This is a genomic window from Pseudomonas sp. NPDC047961 (assembly GCF_050272435.1).
In the GTDB taxonomy this organism is placed as follows: Bacteria; Pseudomonadota; Gammaproteobacteria; order Pseudomonadales; family Pseudomonadaceae; genus Stutzerimonas.
This window is the reverse complement of the sequence record NZ_JBNNMD010000002.1, coordinates 163111-181568: the sequence shown is the minus strand read 5'-3', so window position 1 is coordinate 181568 and position 18458 is coordinate 163111. Positions and strand designations below refer to the sequence as shown.

At 58.3% G+C, this 18458-nt stretch carries 12 protein-coding genes; 7 read left to right on the top strand and 5 right to left on the bottom strand.

Annotation, left to right across the window (positions count from 1 at the left end; genetic code table 11):
* The first annotated feature begins 136 nt into the window (after positions 1-136).
* Positions 137-1162 (top strand): CNNM domain-containing protein, encoded by a 1026-nt coding sequence (locus ACQKIK_RS07135; RefSeq protein WP_045424555.1) that lies wholly within the window; start codon positions 137-139, stop codon positions 1160-1162.
* 39 nt (positions 1163-1201) lie between these two features.
* On the opposite strand, the gene ACQKIK_RS07130 is transcribed toward ACQKIK_RS07135, so the two are convergent.
* The 4 genes from ACQKIK_RS07130 to ACQKIK_RS07115 all read right to left on the bottom strand — a co-directional run bounded on the left by ACQKIK_RS07130 (position 1202) and on the right by ACQKIK_RS07115 (position 6901).
* Positions 1202-3430, bottom strand: a complete 2229-nt coding sequence (locus ACQKIK_RS07130; protein WP_499135380.1) for an esterase-like activity of phytase family protein — start codon at positions 3428-3430, stop codon at positions 1202-1204.
* A 500-nt stretch (positions 3431-3930) separates the two neighbouring features.
* Positions 3931-5055: a PQQ-dependent sugar dehydrogenase gene (locus tag ACQKIK_RS07125; protein ID WP_499135377.1), complete on the bottom strand. Its 1125-nt coding sequence runs from the start codon at positions 5053-5055 to the stop codon at positions 3931-3933.
* Positions 5056-5162: 107 nt separating this feature from the next.
* On the bottom strand, positions 5163-6455 hold the full coding sequence (locus tag ACQKIK_RS07120; RefSeq protein WP_499135375.1) for a PQQ-dependent sugar dehydrogenase: 1293 nt from the start codon (positions 6453-6455) through the stop codon (positions 5163-5165).
* Entirely contained in the window at positions 6452-6901 is a 450-nt protein-coding gene (locus ACQKIK_RS07115) for a DUF2231 domain-containing protein (RefSeq protein ID WP_499135374.1), read from the bottom strand. The genes ACQKIK_RS07120 and ACQKIK_RS07115 overlap by 4 nt, the downstream gene beginning before the upstream one ends.
* Before the next feature lie 1004 nt (positions 6902-7905).
* On the opposite strand from ACQKIK_RS07115, the gene ACQKIK_RS07110 reads away from it, so the two are divergent.
* The 4 genes from ACQKIK_RS07110 to galE all read left to right on the top strand — a co-directional run bounded on the left by ACQKIK_RS07110 (position 7906) and on the right by galE (position 13729).
* Positions 7906-10080 (top strand): polysaccharide biosynthesis tyrosine autokinase, encoded by a 2175-nt coding sequence (locus tag ACQKIK_RS07110; protein WP_499135372.1) that lies wholly within the window; start codon positions 7906-7908, stop codon positions 10078-10080.
* Between the two features lie 45 nt (positions 10081-10125).
* Positions 10126-11391 (top strand): MATE family efflux transporter, encoded by a 1266-nt coding sequence (locus ACQKIK_RS07105; protein ID WP_499135371.1) that lies wholly within the window; start codon positions 10126-10128, stop codon positions 11389-11391.
* A 263-nt stretch (positions 11392-11654) separates the two neighbouring features.
* Positions 11655-12554 (top strand): WecB/TagA/CpsF family glycosyltransferase, encoded by a 900-nt coding sequence (locus ACQKIK_RS07100; protein WP_499135370.1) that lies wholly within the window; start codon positions 11655-11657, stop codon positions 12552-12554.
* 119 nt (positions 12555-12673) lie between these two features.
* Positions 12674-13729 carry a UDP-glucose 4-epimerase GalE gene (gene galE, locus ACQKIK_RS07095; protein WP_499135369.1) on the top strand — a complete coding sequence of 352 codons (1056 nt, stop codon included), beginning with the start codon at positions 12674-12676 and terminating at the stop codon, positions 13727-13729.
* A gap of 43 nt (positions 13730-13772) precedes the next feature.
* On the opposite strand, the gene ACQKIK_RS07090 is transcribed toward galE, so the two are convergent.
* Entirely contained in the window at positions 13773-15548 is a 1776-nt protein-coding gene (locus tag ACQKIK_RS07090) for a cellulase family glycosylhydrolase (protein WP_499135368.1), read from the bottom strand.
* A 270-nt stretch (positions 15549-15818) separates the two neighbouring features.
* Between ACQKIK_RS07090 and ACQKIK_RS07085 the strand changes: the two genes are divergently transcribed.
* Positions 15819-16997, top strand: a complete 1179-nt coding sequence (locus tag ACQKIK_RS07085; RefSeq protein WP_499135367.1) for a cellulase family glycosylhydrolase — start codon at positions 15819-15821, stop codon at positions 16995-16997.
* A 268-nt stretch (positions 16998-17265) separates the two neighbouring features.
* Positions 17266-18399 carry an O-antigen ligase family protein gene (locus ACQKIK_RS07080; protein ID WP_499135365.1) on the top strand — a complete coding sequence of 378 codons (1134 nt, stop codon included), beginning with the start codon at positions 17266-17268 and terminating at the stop codon, positions 18397-18399.
* The last annotated feature ends 59 nt before the right edge of the window (positions 18400-18458 follow it).

Below are 18458 nucleotides of genomic sequence, written 5' to 3'. Positions count from 1 at the left end.
GCTGCTGTCGAAATCAGTGTCCTGCGCGAGCGTTCGAATGGGGAAATCAAATGTTGCAAGCCCATCGCGGTCATCAGCTAACCCCGGGCAGCTTTGCTGTAAATTGGCCTGCCATTGGCAACGAAACCTCCCTTACATGACCCTCCTGATAGCGTTCGCTGTCTTATCCATCCTCGTTTCATTCATCTGCTCGATCCTGGAAGCTGCGCTGCTCTCGCTGACGCCTAGCTTCATCGCACACCAGAAGACGTCCCGTCCGAAGCTTTACGAGCGCTTGAAACAGCTCAAAGACAAAGTCGACCAGCCACTTGCGGCGATCCTGACCTTGAACACCGTTGCCCATACCGTCGGCGCGACCGGCGTTGGCGCTCAGGTCACCGTGGTGTTTGGCAACGGCTACGTCGGAATCGCTTCAGCGGTGATGACGGTGCTGATCCTGGTGCTCTCGGAAATCCTGCCCAAGACCATCGGTGCCCGTTACTGGCGCACCCTGGCGCCGTTCCTGCCGCCGGTGCTGAGTGGCATGATCTGGATCCTGAAGCCGTTCATCTACCTGTCCGACATGATCATGCGGCTGGTCGGCGGCAAGGAGCCGGAGCACGACATCCGCCAGGAAATCAAGGCGCTGACGGTGCTAGGACGCGAGAACAAAAGCCTCGACGAGGACGAGCAGCGCGTCATCAGGAATATCCTCGACCTGCACGAGATCAAGGTCCGCGACGTGATGACGCCGCGAACGGTTTGCGACCATACGGCGCCAGAGACCAGCATCGGCGCATTCAAAGAGCAGGTTGCTGACAGCCAGTTTTCGCGCTACCCGGTGATTGGCGACAACGAGAGCCCGCTGGGTGTCGTGTTCCGCTATGACGCGCTGTCAGCGACGGACGACGAAGCCCCGGTCTCTTCGATCATGAAGCCGGTGAAGGTTTCGCCGGAGCTGACCAGTGTCGAGAACCTCATGACCCAGCTACTGCACGAGCGTCAGCATATGTGCCTGGTCTACGACGAGTTCGGCAGCTGGCGCGGCCTGGTGACGCTAGAAGACATCATGGAAACCATCATCGGCCAGCCGATCATGGACGAAACGGACGACATCCCGAACATGCGCCGCTTCGCCAAGCGCCGTTGGGATCACCGCATCAAGCGCGCTCGCGAAAGCTGAGCGCTGCTGCGGAGCGGGATTGCCGCTCCGCAGGCAATCTCAGCGCTTGATTGTGCCGAGGCGCATGAAGCGCGTCTCGCCGCTGGCGTCTTCCACGCCATCGTTGTCAGTGACGACGAACAGACGGCCCTGTTTGTCGACTGCCGCGCCTTCGACCTTGTCCAGCACCCAGCCGCCAGTGCTCTGCAGATCAGGCAGCAGATCGCGCTCCAGATGCTTGCTCACCACTGGGAAGCTCTGGCCTTCGGCTATGGGCTGCACGCCGGTCAGGTCGATGCGGTACAGGCGCTTGATTTGCGCTGCCGGGCCTTGCTGGTTGTCACGTTCGATGACCAGGAACTGACCGTTACCGATGGACGTCAGCTCGGACAACCCGACCCAGCCGCCTTCGACAGCCGGGTCGAGCGGGTAATGGACGAAGCCCCATTCGCCGCTGCTCGGATTGAATACGCCGATACGCACCTTGCCGGCCGGGTCGTTCTTCCACTCGCGCTGGAAGGCCACATACACGCGGGTGCTGGCGCCTTCGCCGACCACCGATACGCCTTCGAATCCATTGCTGGTGCGCTGTGCCGAGACGGCTTTCGGGAGCGCGTATTCGGCCAGCACGTCGCCTTTTGAATTGGCATGGATCAGCAGGTTCGGCTTGGCCTTGCCGTTGCCTTCGGAGGCCAACCAGAAGTCGCCATTGTTGGCTCGGGCAATGCCTTCAAGGTCATAGTTGACGGTCTCGCCGTCCTTGCGCAGTTCGGTCTGCCCGTCGATGACTGCAGGTGTTTGACTGGTGTCGATGTGGAAGATCCGGGAGGCCTTGTAGTAGCTATCCGGTACGGCATACAGGCGATCAATCTGCGTACCGTCCGCAACCAGGCCGCTGAGCGCTCCCCAGGGGATCAGATCGCTATCGCTGGAGCGGATCTCCGGATAATTCGCAGTCCCGGCGCCGTACTGATAAATCGAAATCGTCGAGCGATAGCCGTCTTCGGCCGAGTCTTCTTCACTGCTGACCACCAGTAAGTTGCGCGCCGGGATCGGCAGGATGCCTTCGGGGCCCATGCCGGCCGGCAACAACTGATGCATCACGGGTGCCCAAGGGCGCGCGACGTCGTACACCGCGACGGCATTGCCGCGCTCGCTTCCGACGAAGAGAAAATCCTGCTTGTGGAAGCTCCCCGCCGCGATGCCTTCCGGCTCGATGCCTTTGTTCTTCGAGCGATTCTCCGGATAGTGGCCCGCGCGGATGAAGGCGTGTTCCATCGAGACTCCGGCGTCGTGCCAGACTTGGCCGTTGTAGTCGAAGAGGGTGAATCCGCGACTGCCACCTTCCTCGCCGTTTGCATCCTCATAATCGCCTTCGTTGGCAGTGGCCAGCAGCGCACCGAGCCACGCGATGGAATCCGGCTCGCGGCGTTTGCCTTTAAGGACGCCCACCGGCTCGATGCGGTCGTTCTCCTCAACGTCCACGCCTTCAAGATCGACCTGGCCGGCGGTGAAGTGTCGGATCACCCGACCGCTACGCAGGTCGACCAGCACGATGTGGTTGTTCTCCTGCAGCGTGACGGCCGCAACGTCTTGGTCGTTGATGCTGACGTATTCCGGCTCCGGATCCTCCGGTGCTACTTCGGCTAGGCCCGTCAGGCTCACGTCGCGCGTAGTCCATCGCGACGGCTGGCCCTTGAGATCGACGATCTGCAGAAAGCCGCCCGGCAGCTGCGGGAGCAGGCCGTTGTTCAGATCCTCGTCACGCTCGTTCTCGATCACCACGGCGGCATAACGGCCCTTCGGGCTGACGGCGATGGAATCCGGTTGGCCACCCATGGGCAACGTGGCGACGCGCTTGGGCTGGGCGGGGTTGCGAATGTCGAACACCGCCAGCACACCGTCGGGCTGGGCAAAGCTGGCCGAAGTGTTGACCGCCACCAGTACAAAGTGGTGATGCACTGCGACCGAGGTCGGCTCGCCTTCGAGCTTCACGAAGCCTGCAGGCTTTGGCGATTTCGGGTCATGAATGTCGACCAGACCGATCCGCTCGCCGGGGCTGTCGGTGTAGATCAGCGTACGGCCGTCGCGGCTGACAGCGGTGATCTCAGCGACGGTCTCGCGGGAGGCGTCTTCGTCCGCACCGAGGTTGCTGTACACCGGAAACGTTGCAACCCGCTCGAAGTATTCCGCGGCGCGCGATGAGGCAGCTTGAGAGGCGAGCGGCAGCAAGGCCAGTGTTAACGCAGTGGATAGCGCGGTACGGGTCAGGCGGGTCGGTGTTCTCATGCGAGCCTCGGCGATTGGCGATGGGGTTTGGCCGAAACACGCTAGGCGGGGATTGTTACGAGGGCGTTACGAGCGGATTTGGTGTGGATAGCCTCCTCAGACCGTAGCAGCTACGTGCGTAACGTGGCTGGTTACTGTGGTATCGCTGTTTTCTTGGAACAACAGAGGTAAAGCAGTCCTCGTAAGACGAGCCGCATCAGGCTGCTTGCAGTGAGTAGAGGAATGCCTAGCCCTAGTTCGATCGAGACGTTACCTGTCGCTAAGCGGCCTGTTTCGTATTCGAGGCGTGCGAACAAACAGAGCCACAAACCAAACCAAATTACGAGCCATGCCACACCAAACGGTCTCTTCCAGGGCGCGAGCAATGGGAATAGCACCAGTAGCGCTATAAACACGAGGAAGAACGGACTGGGCATTTTGACTACAGGTGATTGATTGATTGATTGATTGGTTTGGCTGGCTGGACGAAGCCGCCTGAAGCGGCCCCGCATAGATTGAACCTATTTCGGGCTGAGCTCCAGCAAACGCCCCCCATCCCCATCTTCCAGCAGCCAGATGCTGCCGTCCGGGCCTTGCTCGACTTCGCGAATGCGCGCGCCCATGTCGTAGCGAGCGGCCTCGCTGGCTTCTTCGCCGTTCAAAGTGACACGGACCAAAGCCTCGGCCGACAGGCCGCCGATAAACGCATCACCTTTCCAGTCGGTAAACCGTTCGCCGTCGTAAATGATCAGGCCAGCCGGGGAGATCACCGGCGTCCAGGAAATCTTCGGCGCGATGAACTCGGGGCGCGTGTCGTGATCGGGAATCGGGCGGCCGCCGTAGTGGTTGCCGTTGGAGACTTCGGGATAACCGTAGTTGCCGCCTTTCTGGATCAGGTTGAACTCATCGCCGCCTTCCGGGCCCATCTCGTGTTCCCACAGGCGACCCTGCCCATCGAAGGCGATGCCCAAAGGATTGCGATGCCCGAGCGACCAGATCTGCGCCGTCACGCCGCCTTTGTCCGCGAACGGATTGTCAGCCGGCACGCTGCCGTCTTCGTTCAGGCGGATCACTTTGCCGAGATTGGCGTTCATGTCCTGCGCAGGCGTGAATTTCTGCCGCTCCCCGGAGGTGATCCACAACTTGCCGTCCGGGCCGAATGCGAGACGATGCCCGTAATGGCCTTTGCCGGAAACCTTGGGCGACTGTCGCCAGATCACTTTAGGGTCTAACAGCTCGCCGCCGTCGGCGCTCCGCTTCAGGGTTGCGCGGGTGACCGCTGCGCCCCGGTTGCCGTCCTCACCATGCTCGGCATAGCTGAGGTAGATGACGTTGTTTTGTGCGAAATCCGGATGAAGGATGACGTCACCCAGCCCGCCCTGACCGCCATAGGCCACCTCTGGCACGCCGGTGATCTCATGAACCGTTCCGGTCTTTACGTCGACGTGCTTGAGCGCACCGCGCTTTTCCGTGACCAATGCCGTGCCGTCCGGCAGAAAGGTCATGGCCCAGGGTTCGGAGAAGCTGGCTCGTGGCGTCACGCTAAATGGCCACTGGCTCTTCTCAACCGTAGCGGGTGCGGCAATGGCGAGGGAAGCCGCGCCGGCAGCCACAGCGCTAAGGATCTGCAACGAAAGCTTTTTCATCGCCGTCTGTCTCCAAAAATCAGGCCCCAGTAAAACCGCACTGGGGCCATTCGAGCTGTGCTGGAACCTGTGTTGGCCGTCTCGCCCAGCGCAGCCGGTCGTGGGCACTACTGTGTCCGGGTCACCCGCCATACGATGTTAGCCAAGTCGTCCGCGACGATGAGCGCCCCCTTCGGATCGACCGTCACGCCCACCGGCCTGCCGTGCGTTCCTTCGGCGGTGCGAAACCCGGTCACGAAATCCACCGGTTCGCCCGAGGGTTTTCCGTTCCTGAAGGGCACGAACACCACTTGATAACCGGACGGATCTTCGCGATTCCAGCTGCCGTGCTCGCCGACGAACACGCCTTCGGCGAATTTTTCACCCATGACTGGTGACGAGAAGTCCACGCCCAGCGCCGCCACGTGTGGGCCTAGCGCATAGTCGGGTTTGATCGCCCTGGCGACCAAATCCGGGTCTTGTGGGCGCACGCGCTCGTCGACATGTTGGCCCCAGTAGCTATAGGGCCAGCCGTAGAAGCCGCCTTCCTGTACCGACGTGAGGTAGTCGGGGACCAGGTTCGGTCCAAGTTCGTCCCGCTCGTTCACCACCGCCCACAGCTGGTCCGTGTCGGGGCGAAACGTCAGTGCTGTTGGGTTGCGCAGGCCCGTGGCGTAAGGCTTGTGCGCACCTGTCTCCGCATTGATCTGCCAGATCATCGCCCGGTCGACTTCAGCCTCCATCCCGCGTTCGGTGATGTTGCTGTTCGAACCAATGCCCACATACAGGAAGCGTCCGTCCGGGCTCGCCGTCAGTGCTTTGGTCCAGTGATGGTTGATCCGGTAGGGCAGGTCGGTGACCTTCACCGGCTCGCCACTGGCCTCGGTCTGACCTTCCTGATACTCGAAGCGCACCAGCGCATCCTGATTGGCGACGTAGAGGTTGCCGTTGGCCAGCGCCAGGCCATACGGCGCGTTTAGGTCGTCCGCAAACACTTTCTGCAGTTCATACACGCCATCGCCATCCGCATCCCGTAGCAGGGTCAGGCGATTGCCGCTTTTGACCGAAGTCGTGCCCTTTGCCTTGATGTAACCGGCGATCACATCCTTAGGCCTGAGCTTGGGCGCATTGCCTCCGCGGCCTTCGGCCACAAGGATGTCTCCGTTCGGCAATACGAGGGTCTGCCGTGGGATTTGCAGATCGGTCGCGATCGCGCTCACCGTGAAACCCTCGGGAACGGTTGGCTTTCTATCGCCCCAGCCGACAGGGTCAGCAATCGTCATGCTGGGCAACAGTCCGCGCTGAGGCTTGTCTAGTCTGGGGTTTTCGCCTTTTACCGAGGCGATGTCCTGCTCCGCGCCGCCGCAGGCGCTCAAGAACAGCGCCACGGTCAGGGCGCTCAGTGGGCCTGCGTAGTTCATGCTTCACCTCCCGAACGTAGATTGGTAAAGCCGATCCAGGTCGCCGCGCAGGCCAGAAGTGTCACGATCACTGACAGGATCAGGCCGGATGGCATGCTCGCCCAGGCGTCCTTGGCGTGTACCAGCGCGTTGAAAAAGCCCAGCACCCAAGTGGCGACCAGCAACAGCAGATAGATCAGCGGCCGCCCATTCTTATGCGTGGCTTTGACCAGATTAACCAGCGCGAACACGATCGCCAATCCGCAGAAAACCAGGCCGCCAGCAACCAGCCACGACGCGAAATTGGTCCACTGAATCTCATAGGTCTGGAAGTAGGCGATATCACTTAGCAGGCCGCCTAGAAACAGCGGAACGGTCCCTGCGAGCAACGTCGCGTGAACCGGGCTCGGTACATGACGGGAAATACTGTGTGTCGTGTGGTGCGTGCTGTGGGTGATAACGGTCACGGAGGCATCCTCATCGCTGGGCGATCCGGGCCTGATGCATCGCGCGGATGCGCCTGCTGCCTGGCTCGCTCTGACTGTGCATTAATGGGGATCGTGCCGTTGGGGGGTAAGTTCACTTTGGATGGTCTCGATCGGCCTGGATCGAGGCGGGTGGGCGTGCTGATCGGCCTGTTGGCACGCAAGGAACCGCTTCAGCCGGCGAATCAAGCTCAGGCGGGACCTCAACCGGTGCGCTCGGTAGCTAAGTGTTATCCCGTTTGTTTTTTTGATAGTTAAGTCCAAGTTATCTGTACATCTGTTACGACGCTCTGGTGAATCTGCTGCGACCGCAAGAAGATGGTTGATTTCTGTCTAACAGCATCGGATTCTAGTTTCGGTGGTATTAATCGTGAGTCTTATATTGGTATTAACTAGGGCTTGTATACTCGCTCTAAAGATTGATTGTTTGGTTTTGCTCTGTTGTTATCCTTCCGCCGGCTGTAGTGCGTGCACAAAATTGAAACATAAATATAGAAAAATGCACCGTCCTGGCCGTTTTGAGCACTGTTCAATGGCTCTACAAGCAGGATTCATATGTTTATAGAATTGGCATTGCATCTGCATAATTTTGTTTTGAGTTAGGTTGAGGCAGGTGCCGCTTCGGTAAAAGGGCGGTTGAGAATTCAAGGTGGCATTAAAATATCAGCTCCGTAGTTTTTAGGCGGACCCTGCGGTAGCCATGCATTTAGCTTGTTGGCCTTGAGTGGCGCGAGTACCAAGCCAAGCCATAGAGCGTCCGGATGGGATTGTCTAGTCGCATAAGCCTGTCGGGCTTGGCTTTGACAAGTCAGCTACGGAACGTAGTTATCGCTTATCGATAATCGGCGAATATATTTAGCTTTATTTGGATAGCGTTTCGTTTGTTTGTTAACTGTCCGCCCCGTTAATGGGTAGCGGTCTTGCGGTAGCCTTGGCTGAAAAAAGGCGAATGAACGTTAGTGGTTGGGTTGATAAAGGAAAATTCTATGTATACGGACAAGTCTTCAAACAGGAGTGAAGAAGATGGGCAGGAAATCAACCCGGTTCAGATACTTGCCATTGTTATAGATAACTGGCGGTTCATCACGCTCATTACGGGGCTGTTTGGAGCCCTCGCGCTAGCCTATTTGCTGTCTGCGAGGCCCTTGTTTGAAGCGATATCGATGCTTGAGGTCGAGCCGAAGAGCCCTGGCGCTGCGAGCTTCTCCGAGCGCCACGAAAGCGTTGCACTGAATGTCCCGCCCGCCATTGCTCAGACGCATGTGATGAAGTCGGCCGCCGTGCTCGGGGCGGCCGTGGACGCCTTGGAACTGGATATCTCGGTTCGGCCGAAGGCAATCCCAGTTATCGGTGAGTTTCTTTCACGCCATTTCATATTCGATGCAAGTCAAAGTGAGCTTCCGCTTATTGAGCAACTGGATGTACCTGAGAAGTTGCGCGATCAGCCACTCAGACTGCTGATTGGCCAGGATGGTGCGTTTCAGTTGTTCGATCCCAAGGGGCGCGAGCTGCTGTCCGGCATCGGCCCGCATGGCGCGAAAAGCGCCGACGATGCGGTGCAATTGAAAATCAGCCGGCTCGATGCCGAGCCGGGTAGCGAATTCGTATTGACCAAGGAGCCGCGCCTGGCAGCGTTGCTGCGACTGCAAAATCAACTGGAGATTGACGAGGTGGAGGAAGGTTCAGGCATCTTTCTCCTCTCGATCACAGATACCGATCCAGAGCGAGCGGTCAACATTCTTGCTGAGGTGATGAAAGCCTACGTGGCACAGAACATTGAGCGCGCTGCGGCCGATGCCAGTAGCGGATTGGAATTCCTCACCACAGAGTTGCCTGCCATGCGGGCAAAGCTCGAACAATCGGAACTGGCGCTGAACCGCTTCCAAACACAGGCGGGTTCTGTCGACATCAGCCTTGAGATCGAGGGCTATCTGAATCAGCTGGTCGCGCTCGATTCGAAAATCTCAGCCTTGCGGCTGCAGCAGACGGAGCTAGCGAGTCGCTTCACCAGCGAACATCCGGCTTATCAGACGCTGGTCAACCAGATCGAGAGCCTGACGCTCGAGCAGCAGTCATTGGCCAGGAAGATTGGCACCCTTCCCGAGACCCAGCAGGAGCTGGTTCGTTTGAGCCGCGACGTAAAGGTCAACAATGAGATCTATCTGTTGATGTTGAACCGCGCCCAGGAGCTGGAAGTGATGCGCAATGGGATCGCCGGCAACGTGCATGTGCTGGATCAACCCGTAGCGGACACCATCAGCCCGGCCTGGCCGAATCGCAAGCTTGTGGTGTTGGGAGGTCTGGTTTTCGGTTTCGGTCTGGCGTTGGCGATTGTCTTCATTCGCCGCAAGCTCTTCCCGAGTATCGAGAGCATCGAAGAGATCGAGCGACTGGGGTTGCCGGTCCTTGCAGCAGTGCCAATGTTTTCTGCAAAGCAGCTTGATGGTGTTGTGGACGATCGTGCGACGGCGAAACAGCCGGCGGTGCTGATGCGCGCAAATGATCCATACACAGAGGCCCTCCGCAGCCTGCGTACCTGCCTGCGTTTGTCCCTGCCGAACCGACGTAACAACCTGATCATGCTCAGCGGTCCAAGTCCGGCCGTGGGGAAAAGTTTCATCTCGCTAAATCTTGCGGTCCTCGCCGCCCGTGCCGGACAGCGAGTGTTACTCATCGATGCAGACATGCGGCGTGGGCATCTGCACGAAGCGTTGGCTCTAAGTGAAGAGAATGGCTTCGCTGAAGTGCTGCAAAACCAGAGCAGTGTGACGGAGGCGATCCGCCTCACAGCGGTCGAGAATTTGTCTTTTCTGCCGCGTGGCAAGCCCCCACTGTGGCCTGCAGAACTATTGCTGCAGCCTATCCTGGAGAACGTTTTACAGCGCGTCGGCGAGCTTTTCGATCTGGTCGTAATCGACACGCCACCTTTGCTAGCTGTATCCGATGCGTTGATCATCGGTCAGCACACTGGGGTCAATTTGATGGTGTTGCGCTTCGATTTTACTGCCACACGCGAGGTTGAACTCGCCTTGCGCCGCTTCGAGCAGAACAATACGGAGTTACATGGAGCGATCTTCAATTCAGTGGAAGAGCGGACGTCCACGCGGTATGGGTACAGCAAGAGCTGCTACCGGCTGGACTACCGCACAGTGCACTCCTGATCGCGCCGGTTGCCCGTCGCTACGCTGGCGAGTCATGGAGGTCTAATGAAGACATTGTTAGCACGAGGCGCGCAATGGAACTGGGCGCTGCTCGACCAAGCACTGGTCAGTGGCACCAATTTCCTAATGGGTGTGCTGCTGGTGCGCTACCTCGGTTTCGAGCAATACGGGTTGTTTGTACTCGCTTGGATGGCGGTGCAGTTCGTGATGGGCGTGCAGAACGCATTGATTGTCTCGCCGATGATGTCCATCGCGCCTAAGTTGAGCGGCACCAGGCGCAGCGGCTACTACGCCGCGACATTCAGACTGCAAACGCTGCTGATCGCACTTGCCGCCTTGCTGGTCGCGGCGCTGTCATTAATTCCGACCGTTTATCGGCCGCAGTGGCTTGCTGATGGTGCCACTCTGCCTTTGGTCAGCTGCATGGTCTTCCTGCAACTGCAGGATTTTTTACGACGCAATCTTTTCTCGCGGCTGGCATCGCAGCGGGCTTTCTATGTCGACCTGATTGCCTACGGCGCACAACTGCCATTAATGCTCATGGTGGTGGCAGTGTATCCGTCATTCCAGGCGGCTCTATTGAGTATCGTCGCGGCCATGCTGGTGTCGATTCTGGTGGGCGGACGCTGGCTGCCTAGGGCTGAAGGGCAGGCGCTGAATACCCGCGACGTGGCCGTTAGACATTGGCGTTCATCGCGATGGTTGCTGGGCTCGACACTGTTGCAGTGGCTGTCCGACAACTATTTTCTAATCATCGCTGGCGTCGTGCTCGGCCCGGCTGCGGTGGGAGCGATCCGGGGCGCGCAGAACCTGTTGGCGTTGACTCATATCTTCTTCCTCGGGCTGGAAAACGTGGTGCCGGGCGAGGCCAGTCAACGCTTTCATCAGGGCGGGATCCCTGCTCTGCGCAGTTATTTGGTGAGGATCGGTCTGGCCCTGCTGGCCAGCACAGGGCTAGTCGCGGCGCTGGCGGCCCAATTTTCTAGGCCCTTGCTGAACCTCGCTTATGGTGCCGCCGATCCGGTCAGCATTGAGGCGCTGGGATGGTACGTGCCGATCTACCTGCTGGTGGCGCTTGCTTTGCCACTGCGCGCAGGGCTGCGCACTCTGGAGCAAACGCGGGCAATCTTCTTTGCCTATGTGTTGGGTACCACCTTTGCGCTGCTGGCAGCTCGAGCGCTAGTAACAGACTTTGGGGTAGCCGGCGTGATGTTTGGCATTTTGTTCAATCAGGTGGTGATGATGATCGTGCTGATGACTTCTCTGGGGCTGGCGTGTCGCAGCGAGCGTCCAGCGTTGGAGCACCGATAGCGAGCACCACCCACGCTCAACTGTAACTGCCTTCTTCTCATTCGCGGAAAACCTTCTCGATGACTGAGTGAGCTCATCGCCGGTTGAACGGGCGTGCGTGCCTCTACACGCCCCCGCTTTGTCGCTACCGCCAGCACCTCGCCCGGACAGGGCTGATCGATTTCCAACGCAGACGCTTTCTGGCGTGACTCGAGTTGTGTCCGACCGGTTGGTACCTGCCTAGACGCTTGCAATGTGCATCTTCAACGCAGAGGGATACCTACATGGGAAAACAACAGTCGCCCGACGGATCCGTATGTTCGGTGATCGGACTGCCAATAAACGCACTGAGTTGGCATACGGCACTGTCTCTTCTGGCGCAATGGTCAAGCCGGCGTGAAAGCCGATACGTGTGCATTTGCAATGTGCACTCATTAGTGACAGCGCGCGGTGATGCGACGTTCGCCAAGGTCATTCACGAGGCGGACATGGCGACGCCCGACGGTGCACCACTGGCCTGGATGTTGCGCCGGCTGGGCATGGTGCGGCAGGAACGGATTAACGGCCCGGACCTGATGTGGCGGTACTGTGCGGAAGCGGCCCATCGCGATGAGTCGCTTTTTCTGTTCGGCGGCAAGCAGGAGACGCTTGACGCGCTGCAGCGCGTGTTGCTGCAGAACTTTCCGTCGCTGCGTATTGCTGGTGCCTACTCGCCACCCTATCGACCGCTCAGTCAGGAAGAAGACGACGCAATCGTAGCCCTCATTAATGCATCGGGTGCCGGCACTGTCTGGGTCGGGTTGGGGTGCCCCAAGCAGGAGTTGTGGATGGCAGCTCACCAGGGGCGGATTCAGGCCGCGATGATCGGCGTGGGCGCTGCTTTCGACTACCACGCCGGAACCATCAAGCGAGCACCCATGTGGATGCAACGCGGCGGCCTGGAATGGTTTCACCGGTTATGCAGCGAACCGAGACGGTTATGGAAACGCTATTTCGTCACCAATTCGCTGTTCATCGTCTATGCCGGTCGCCAACTGCTGGGGCTTCTTCCTGCCGCGTCGATTGCGCCGACGCCAGCACCGGCAGCAGGGGTGGTCAACCTAGAGCACAAGGGCCGGGAGTGGAAGTTTGCCTTGGGCAACATGCTGTGGGTTGTGCATTTCTCGCGTATCCGACGGCATTGACCTCACCGACCCGTATAGCCAGCGACCGGGGCGTACGAGGTTGTTAGCCGAGGCGGTCATAGCTTCTGCGTACCAATCAGCTTGCCGAGCTGGCGACACAGCTGGCCAAAGGACTAACGATGAGAGAGACCATACTCGTGACAGGAGGAGCCGGCTATATCGGCTCTCACACTACCCTGGTGCTCATGCTTGCCGGCTATGAAGTAGTAGTGTTGGACAGTCTGTGCAACAGCTCGGTCGAGTCGCTGCACCGGGTCGCCACGCTTTGCGGCCGGATGCCCATATTCGTGCACGGCGATATTCGTAACGCTGCTCTGCTAGATAGCCTTTTCGCCTGTTACCCGATTACTGCCGTGCTGCATTTTGCCGGCCTCAAGGCTGTTGGCGAGAGCGTACGCAAGCCGCTCGAATACTACGCAACCAATGTAGGTGGCAGTGGCGAGCTTTACCAAGCTATGGCTCGGGCGGGGGTTTATCGCTTGGTATTCAGTTCTTCCGCTACGGTTTATGGCGAGGCCAGCCAGATGCCGCTGCGCGAAACTACTCCCACCATCTGGCCTACCAACCCTTATGGACGGTCCAAGCTGATCGTCGAGGAAATGTTGCGCGACCTGGCTGCATGCGACCCACGTTGGAGCATCGCCCTGTTGCGCTATTTCAACCCAATTGGTGCCCATGAAAGCGGTCTGATCGGTGATGATCCCAACGGCATTCCCAACAATCTGCTGCCCTACCTTAGCCAGGTGGCAGTCGGTCGGCTGGCAGAGCTTTCAGTGTTTGGCGACAACTACCCGACCCGAGACGGCACCGGCGTACGTGACTACATTCATGTCATGGATCTTGCTGAAGGACACGTAAAAACGCTGGACGCCTTGCGCGAGCGCCGAGGGGTTTCAGTCTGGAATTTAGGTACTGGCGTAGGCCATAGCGTTCTGGAGGTTATCGCAGCCTTTGAGCGTGCAAGCCAGCGCGCCATACCGTATCAAGTGGTCGATCGCAGGCGCGGTGATGTAGCCGAGTGCTGGGCCGATCCGGCGCTCTCCGCCCTCGAGCTTGGGTGGAAAGCCAAGCGCAGTCTTGATCAGATGGTGCGTGACGCTTGGCGCTGGCAGTCCGCGCACCCCAACGGCTATGCGTGTTCCGTCGAGGCTGCGGTTGCTGCCGAGGCTGGCTGATAACGCAGGAGTGAATTCTGCAGTCGCCCCTGCGTTGCGTCTGTTATTGACCAGTAACTGGCGGGCCTAACGGCAGCGGCTGACTACCAAATAGCGCCTCTGTCAGTTCAGGGATAAGACGGTCGCCGTGTTGGCCTACTGAGTTCTGCTGAAAGACGTTGAAGTCACCGAAGGCCTGATGCACGACCCAGCCTGCGAACCGGTTTGCTTCGGTTTGCTCGCGGATCTTACGCATGAAGTGCGCGCGTGAGGCTACATCTTTCAAGGCAGGTGTTCCGTTGTAATTGAACTCGGAGACGACGCCGAATTCTCCGGCGATGATTCGCTTGGGGTTGATCCCGCTCGAAACTACCCATCGTTCTAGCTCGGACCAGTCTTCCCAGCGCGAACCGTTGTCATACCACAAGTCATTGATCAGGCGGCTGTAGCGGGTTATCTCAGAGTTTTTCTGCTCTGAACTCAAGCGCGGATCTGCATGAACACGAGCGCTGACGTCGGCCAACATCTGTGTCTTGCCTCCGACATAGCGAGTGATTGGCATCGGTACGTTATATAGATGAGGTTGGCTTCCTATGCCCTGATGGGTGAACTCGCCCGGTGCGTAAGGGTGGAAGGAGAACATAGTGTTTTCGTCGAAGTCGCTCAGGTTGAAGCGACCCAGAGCGCCATGCCAGCCGGCCTCAGGCTGCAGGATGATGGTCATATCCGGAGCGGTCGAGCGGCAGGCGGAATACCATCCCGGTGCAGCTGAGCGGTAGTAGCCCGGGGTGAGTTGTTCTCCCGGTGGCTCGTTGATCATTTCCAGCGCCACCTGCTGCTTCGAGAAGTAGCTGCCCATGGCTGAGCAGAGCCTGTTGAGAGCGTAATGAAAGCGAGCTTGCTGAGCTGGTTCGTTGACCAGGGCGATGCGTTCGTCCCAAGTCGAGGCCCAGGCAACATGTACGCGGAATCCGGTTTGTGCGGCCCGATCTATATAGCCAATCCAACGCGACAAAGTGGCCTCCATGCTCACCGGCGGAGCCAGGAATTCGTCAAGCGAAATCCAGATGCGCAGGGTATTGAAGCCAGCCGCCGTCAGTGCGGTCAGCCGCGTCTGGGTCATGCCGTAGGCGGGTGCTTCCCAGTCATTCACTGGCGGTGTGATGTCGATACCCTTGATGTCGCCTCGGGCCATGAATGCAGGAGCGGCAGAGGCCGTTGTGGACAAGAGATTTGACGTCGCGGAAGGTGAGGTCACGCTGCGCGGTGCTGGCACTGTGCTTACCGTGTTTGGGGCGCCGACCTTGTTGCCGTCAAGGAGTCCGCCTTTGACGTAGATGCTGAGGTTGACACCGACTCGAAACACCTTGCTGATCTCGCGCAACTGCCCATCGGCGAAGCGTAGATGTACGCCGGGTTTGAATGCGTCGATGCTCGCCTGAGTGGCAGGAACCGAAAGCCCTGCATATTGGCGCCAGATACCGCGCAAGAAGTCTTTACTGGTGAACGAGTTGATCTTGGAAACAAATGCGGTTTCCGTAGTGACCGAAGTGGTTGCGTGGGCTTGAGTGATTGCAAGGGGTGCACAGCACAGAACTGCTGACGCAACGGACAGCACCAGCGCCCGACGCGTTTGGTAAAAAAGGGTGTCAAACATGATGGCTCTCTGCGACCTAATACTTCCAGGCGTATTGCCGTGGAAAAGTAGCGGGAGTGGATAACAGGGTGTGCGAATCGGAACGGCGATTAGTTCAATTGATATAACTAGAAATAAGGTTCTCCTGAAGAAACCCTGTGCGGGTTTGGCTTTGGTCGTTTGCGGGCTTGAGAATAGTTGCATTTAGGTCTGTTAGGAATATCCGCGAATTCCCTTGACCACCAGCCTGGTAACAGCTTTAGACCATGCGCCACTGTTTTGATATTTCGTAAGAATTAAGCCTAACGGTGTGTTTAGAGATTTCAGGTAAAAAAGATGTGCTCGGATGTCATCGAAAGATGGCACTTGAATATCACTTAACTTCCGACGATTGGTTATTCGCCAGCACTTTCAGAGTTTCTTTTCATCAGCACGGTTTCCAACTTCTTATTAATGCGCCTCAGGAACCGAACCATGTTGGCTTTCCGAGAATATGCATACGCCTTGGTCTCGCTGCTCATAAACGTACCGGCCGCCGTTGCGGACACCAGTGAACCTGCATTCACCCGTAGCGGGCCTATCAAGGGAATCGGAGTCAGTCCGCCGATTAGCAACTGGGAAGCGCCGGCCTATGGCCTGACTCAGGCACGGCTGGACGCCCTGGAGCAGGCTGGGTTCAACACGCTGAGGATCTGGATCTCGCTGGAAGAATTCCTGGCCCCGCCGGTCAGTATGGAGGCCACCCTTTCGCGCTGGACCGGCTATATCAGTCGCGCGGCAGAAACCGGTTTCCGGGTACAGGTTTCCTGGGCTTCTACCTGGGAGCAGCGCATTGCTGTGATTAACGAGCCGACGACAGGTGCGCGCTTTGAGAGGGCTCTCGGTACCCTGTGCGGCGCCCTTCACGGATCATTTTCGGAAGAGCAGGTTGCGCTGGAGATGCTTAACGAGCCTCCTGGCGAACAGCTGGCACCGAGCTATTACATCTCAGTTGCGCCGGGTTGGTATTCGGCCTGCCGCTCCAAGGCACCGAACCTGACCATCATTCTACAACCGGAAGCCGGCTGGCATGGCGCGCTCGGGTACTTCAACCTGAGCCAGTACGATGCCAACACCATGTTCGCTTTCCATCCTTACGCACCGGGCGAGTTCACTCATCAGGGCACTGGCAGCCAGCCGCACCTGTACAACGTTCCGATGCCGATTACCCGCTACGCTGGCGGCAAGGTGCAAATGCTGGCGGACGTCAGCGCGCGCATAGAAGCGGATACAACGCTGACGCCCGAGCGCAAGGTCGAAGAAATCAGCCGTTACGGGCGCATCATCGATCACCTGTGGTGGAACGATGGAGCGCGCTGGGAGGACTGGACAGAGTTGCAACGTTGGGTTGATTCGAGCGGGATCAATCCCAGGCGGATCATCGCCGGCGAATTCGGCGTTGTTTCCGAGTTCAACTACAACGGACCCCCCGCACTGCCGGATGTCGCTTCACGCGCCTACTTCATGCACAAGATCCGCGTGCAGACTGAGGCAAACAATTTCGCCGGTTGGGTCGTACATCAGGCTTTTGGCGACTTCAACCTGTTCCAGCAAACCTCAGTGGGTGAGCATGGCGAGCACCTTATCCCCGAACTCGTCGAGGCGCTGTTTTAGGGGCGCCGGTGGCTGTTGGTGTGCTTTCCGATGCAGCGGCGGAATGCGTTGAAATATCGCTATTGCGACGGAACGAAGCGCAGCTAGGCAGGACCAAGCTGCGTATGGCACGGACAAGCTTTTGCCTGTAGCTGCTCCAAAGCGACGAGCACCCTGGGGTTGGCTTTGCCTGGGTGCCATCTGGCTACAGACCAGCCAGAAAAAAACCTGGATGGCACATCCGGAAACGGATGTCGGTGCATTGATGCACGACTGAGAGCGCTCAACGATGAAGAAGCTCGGCTACCTGGTAGCACTGTGCCCGATCGGGTTCATTGACTCCGTGATTGCGTTGCGGATCTCTCTGCTACTTTTGTTGCTTTCCGTGGTTATCAATAGGCGTTTGTCGCTGGTTGACTGGCTGCTGCTCGGTCTGCTCGGTATCACCGCCTATTCCTGGCTGACCGTGGATGGCTATGAGCGCAGCTTCATCGTGCCGCAGATTTCTTCCTACTATGTGTTTCTGTTCAGCCTACGGTTCTTCTACGTCTGTCGCGATGATCTGCTGAACTTCATCACCAATCTGCCGCTGTTCCACTATCTGCTTCTGTGCGTTGTTTACCTCGTTGTTCAGGTCAAGGTCGGCTACACCTACGAAGTTGGCGTATTGGAAGCCTTCATGCTGATTCGCCTGGCGCTCCAGGCGCGCCAGCGCGGTTTGATGTTGGCGATGCTGCTGGCTTACCTGGTGCTGATGTTTCTCATCTCGACCCGCACAACGCCTTTGGGTATCGCTCTGCTGGTTGCCGGCTGCTGTCTCCTGAAACCGCCGAAGCCGGTGCTCAAGGCGGTTGTCGTGAGTGTGATCTTGCTAACGCCAGTGGCCGGTTTCTTTCTGATGGGCCTGGATCTGTCTACCAGCATGGCGGATGTCGATGACAACGCCGAGATCCGCCTGGAAATGCTCAAGGGCGCCAGCTCGATGATTGGTGTTGCCGAATTCCTGCATGGGATCGGATTTGGCGGCCCCTATCGTGACGTGAGCTTCGAATATGCCTTCTGGCATCCGCTGCTCGATACACGATTTCTCGCGCATCAGGTGTCTAATCACAACTCGTTGTTCGACGTGTTCTTTCGCTTTGGGATCTTCGTTTACGCACTGTTTGCCGTTGTGTTCCTGCGCGTCATCTGGCTAGACAAGATGACCAACCATTACGTCTACGCCCTGTTGTTCGTCACCCTGTTCTCGCTATCGGTGAATGCGTATCTGGACTCAACGCGTCTATCGCATGCCTTCGCCGCTTTCATTATCGGGCTGATGCTTCTGATACCGCGCAGGATCTTGCGGCACCAGCGCTCGCCCAATGCCGCAGTGGTGCGGGTCGGTTCGCGCACTGCTGATGTTGCGAAGTCGCCAGGCTGACAATTCTCCTAACGCTCACCCGCTGAATTCTCATCCGCATGTCAGTACAGGAAGTGCCC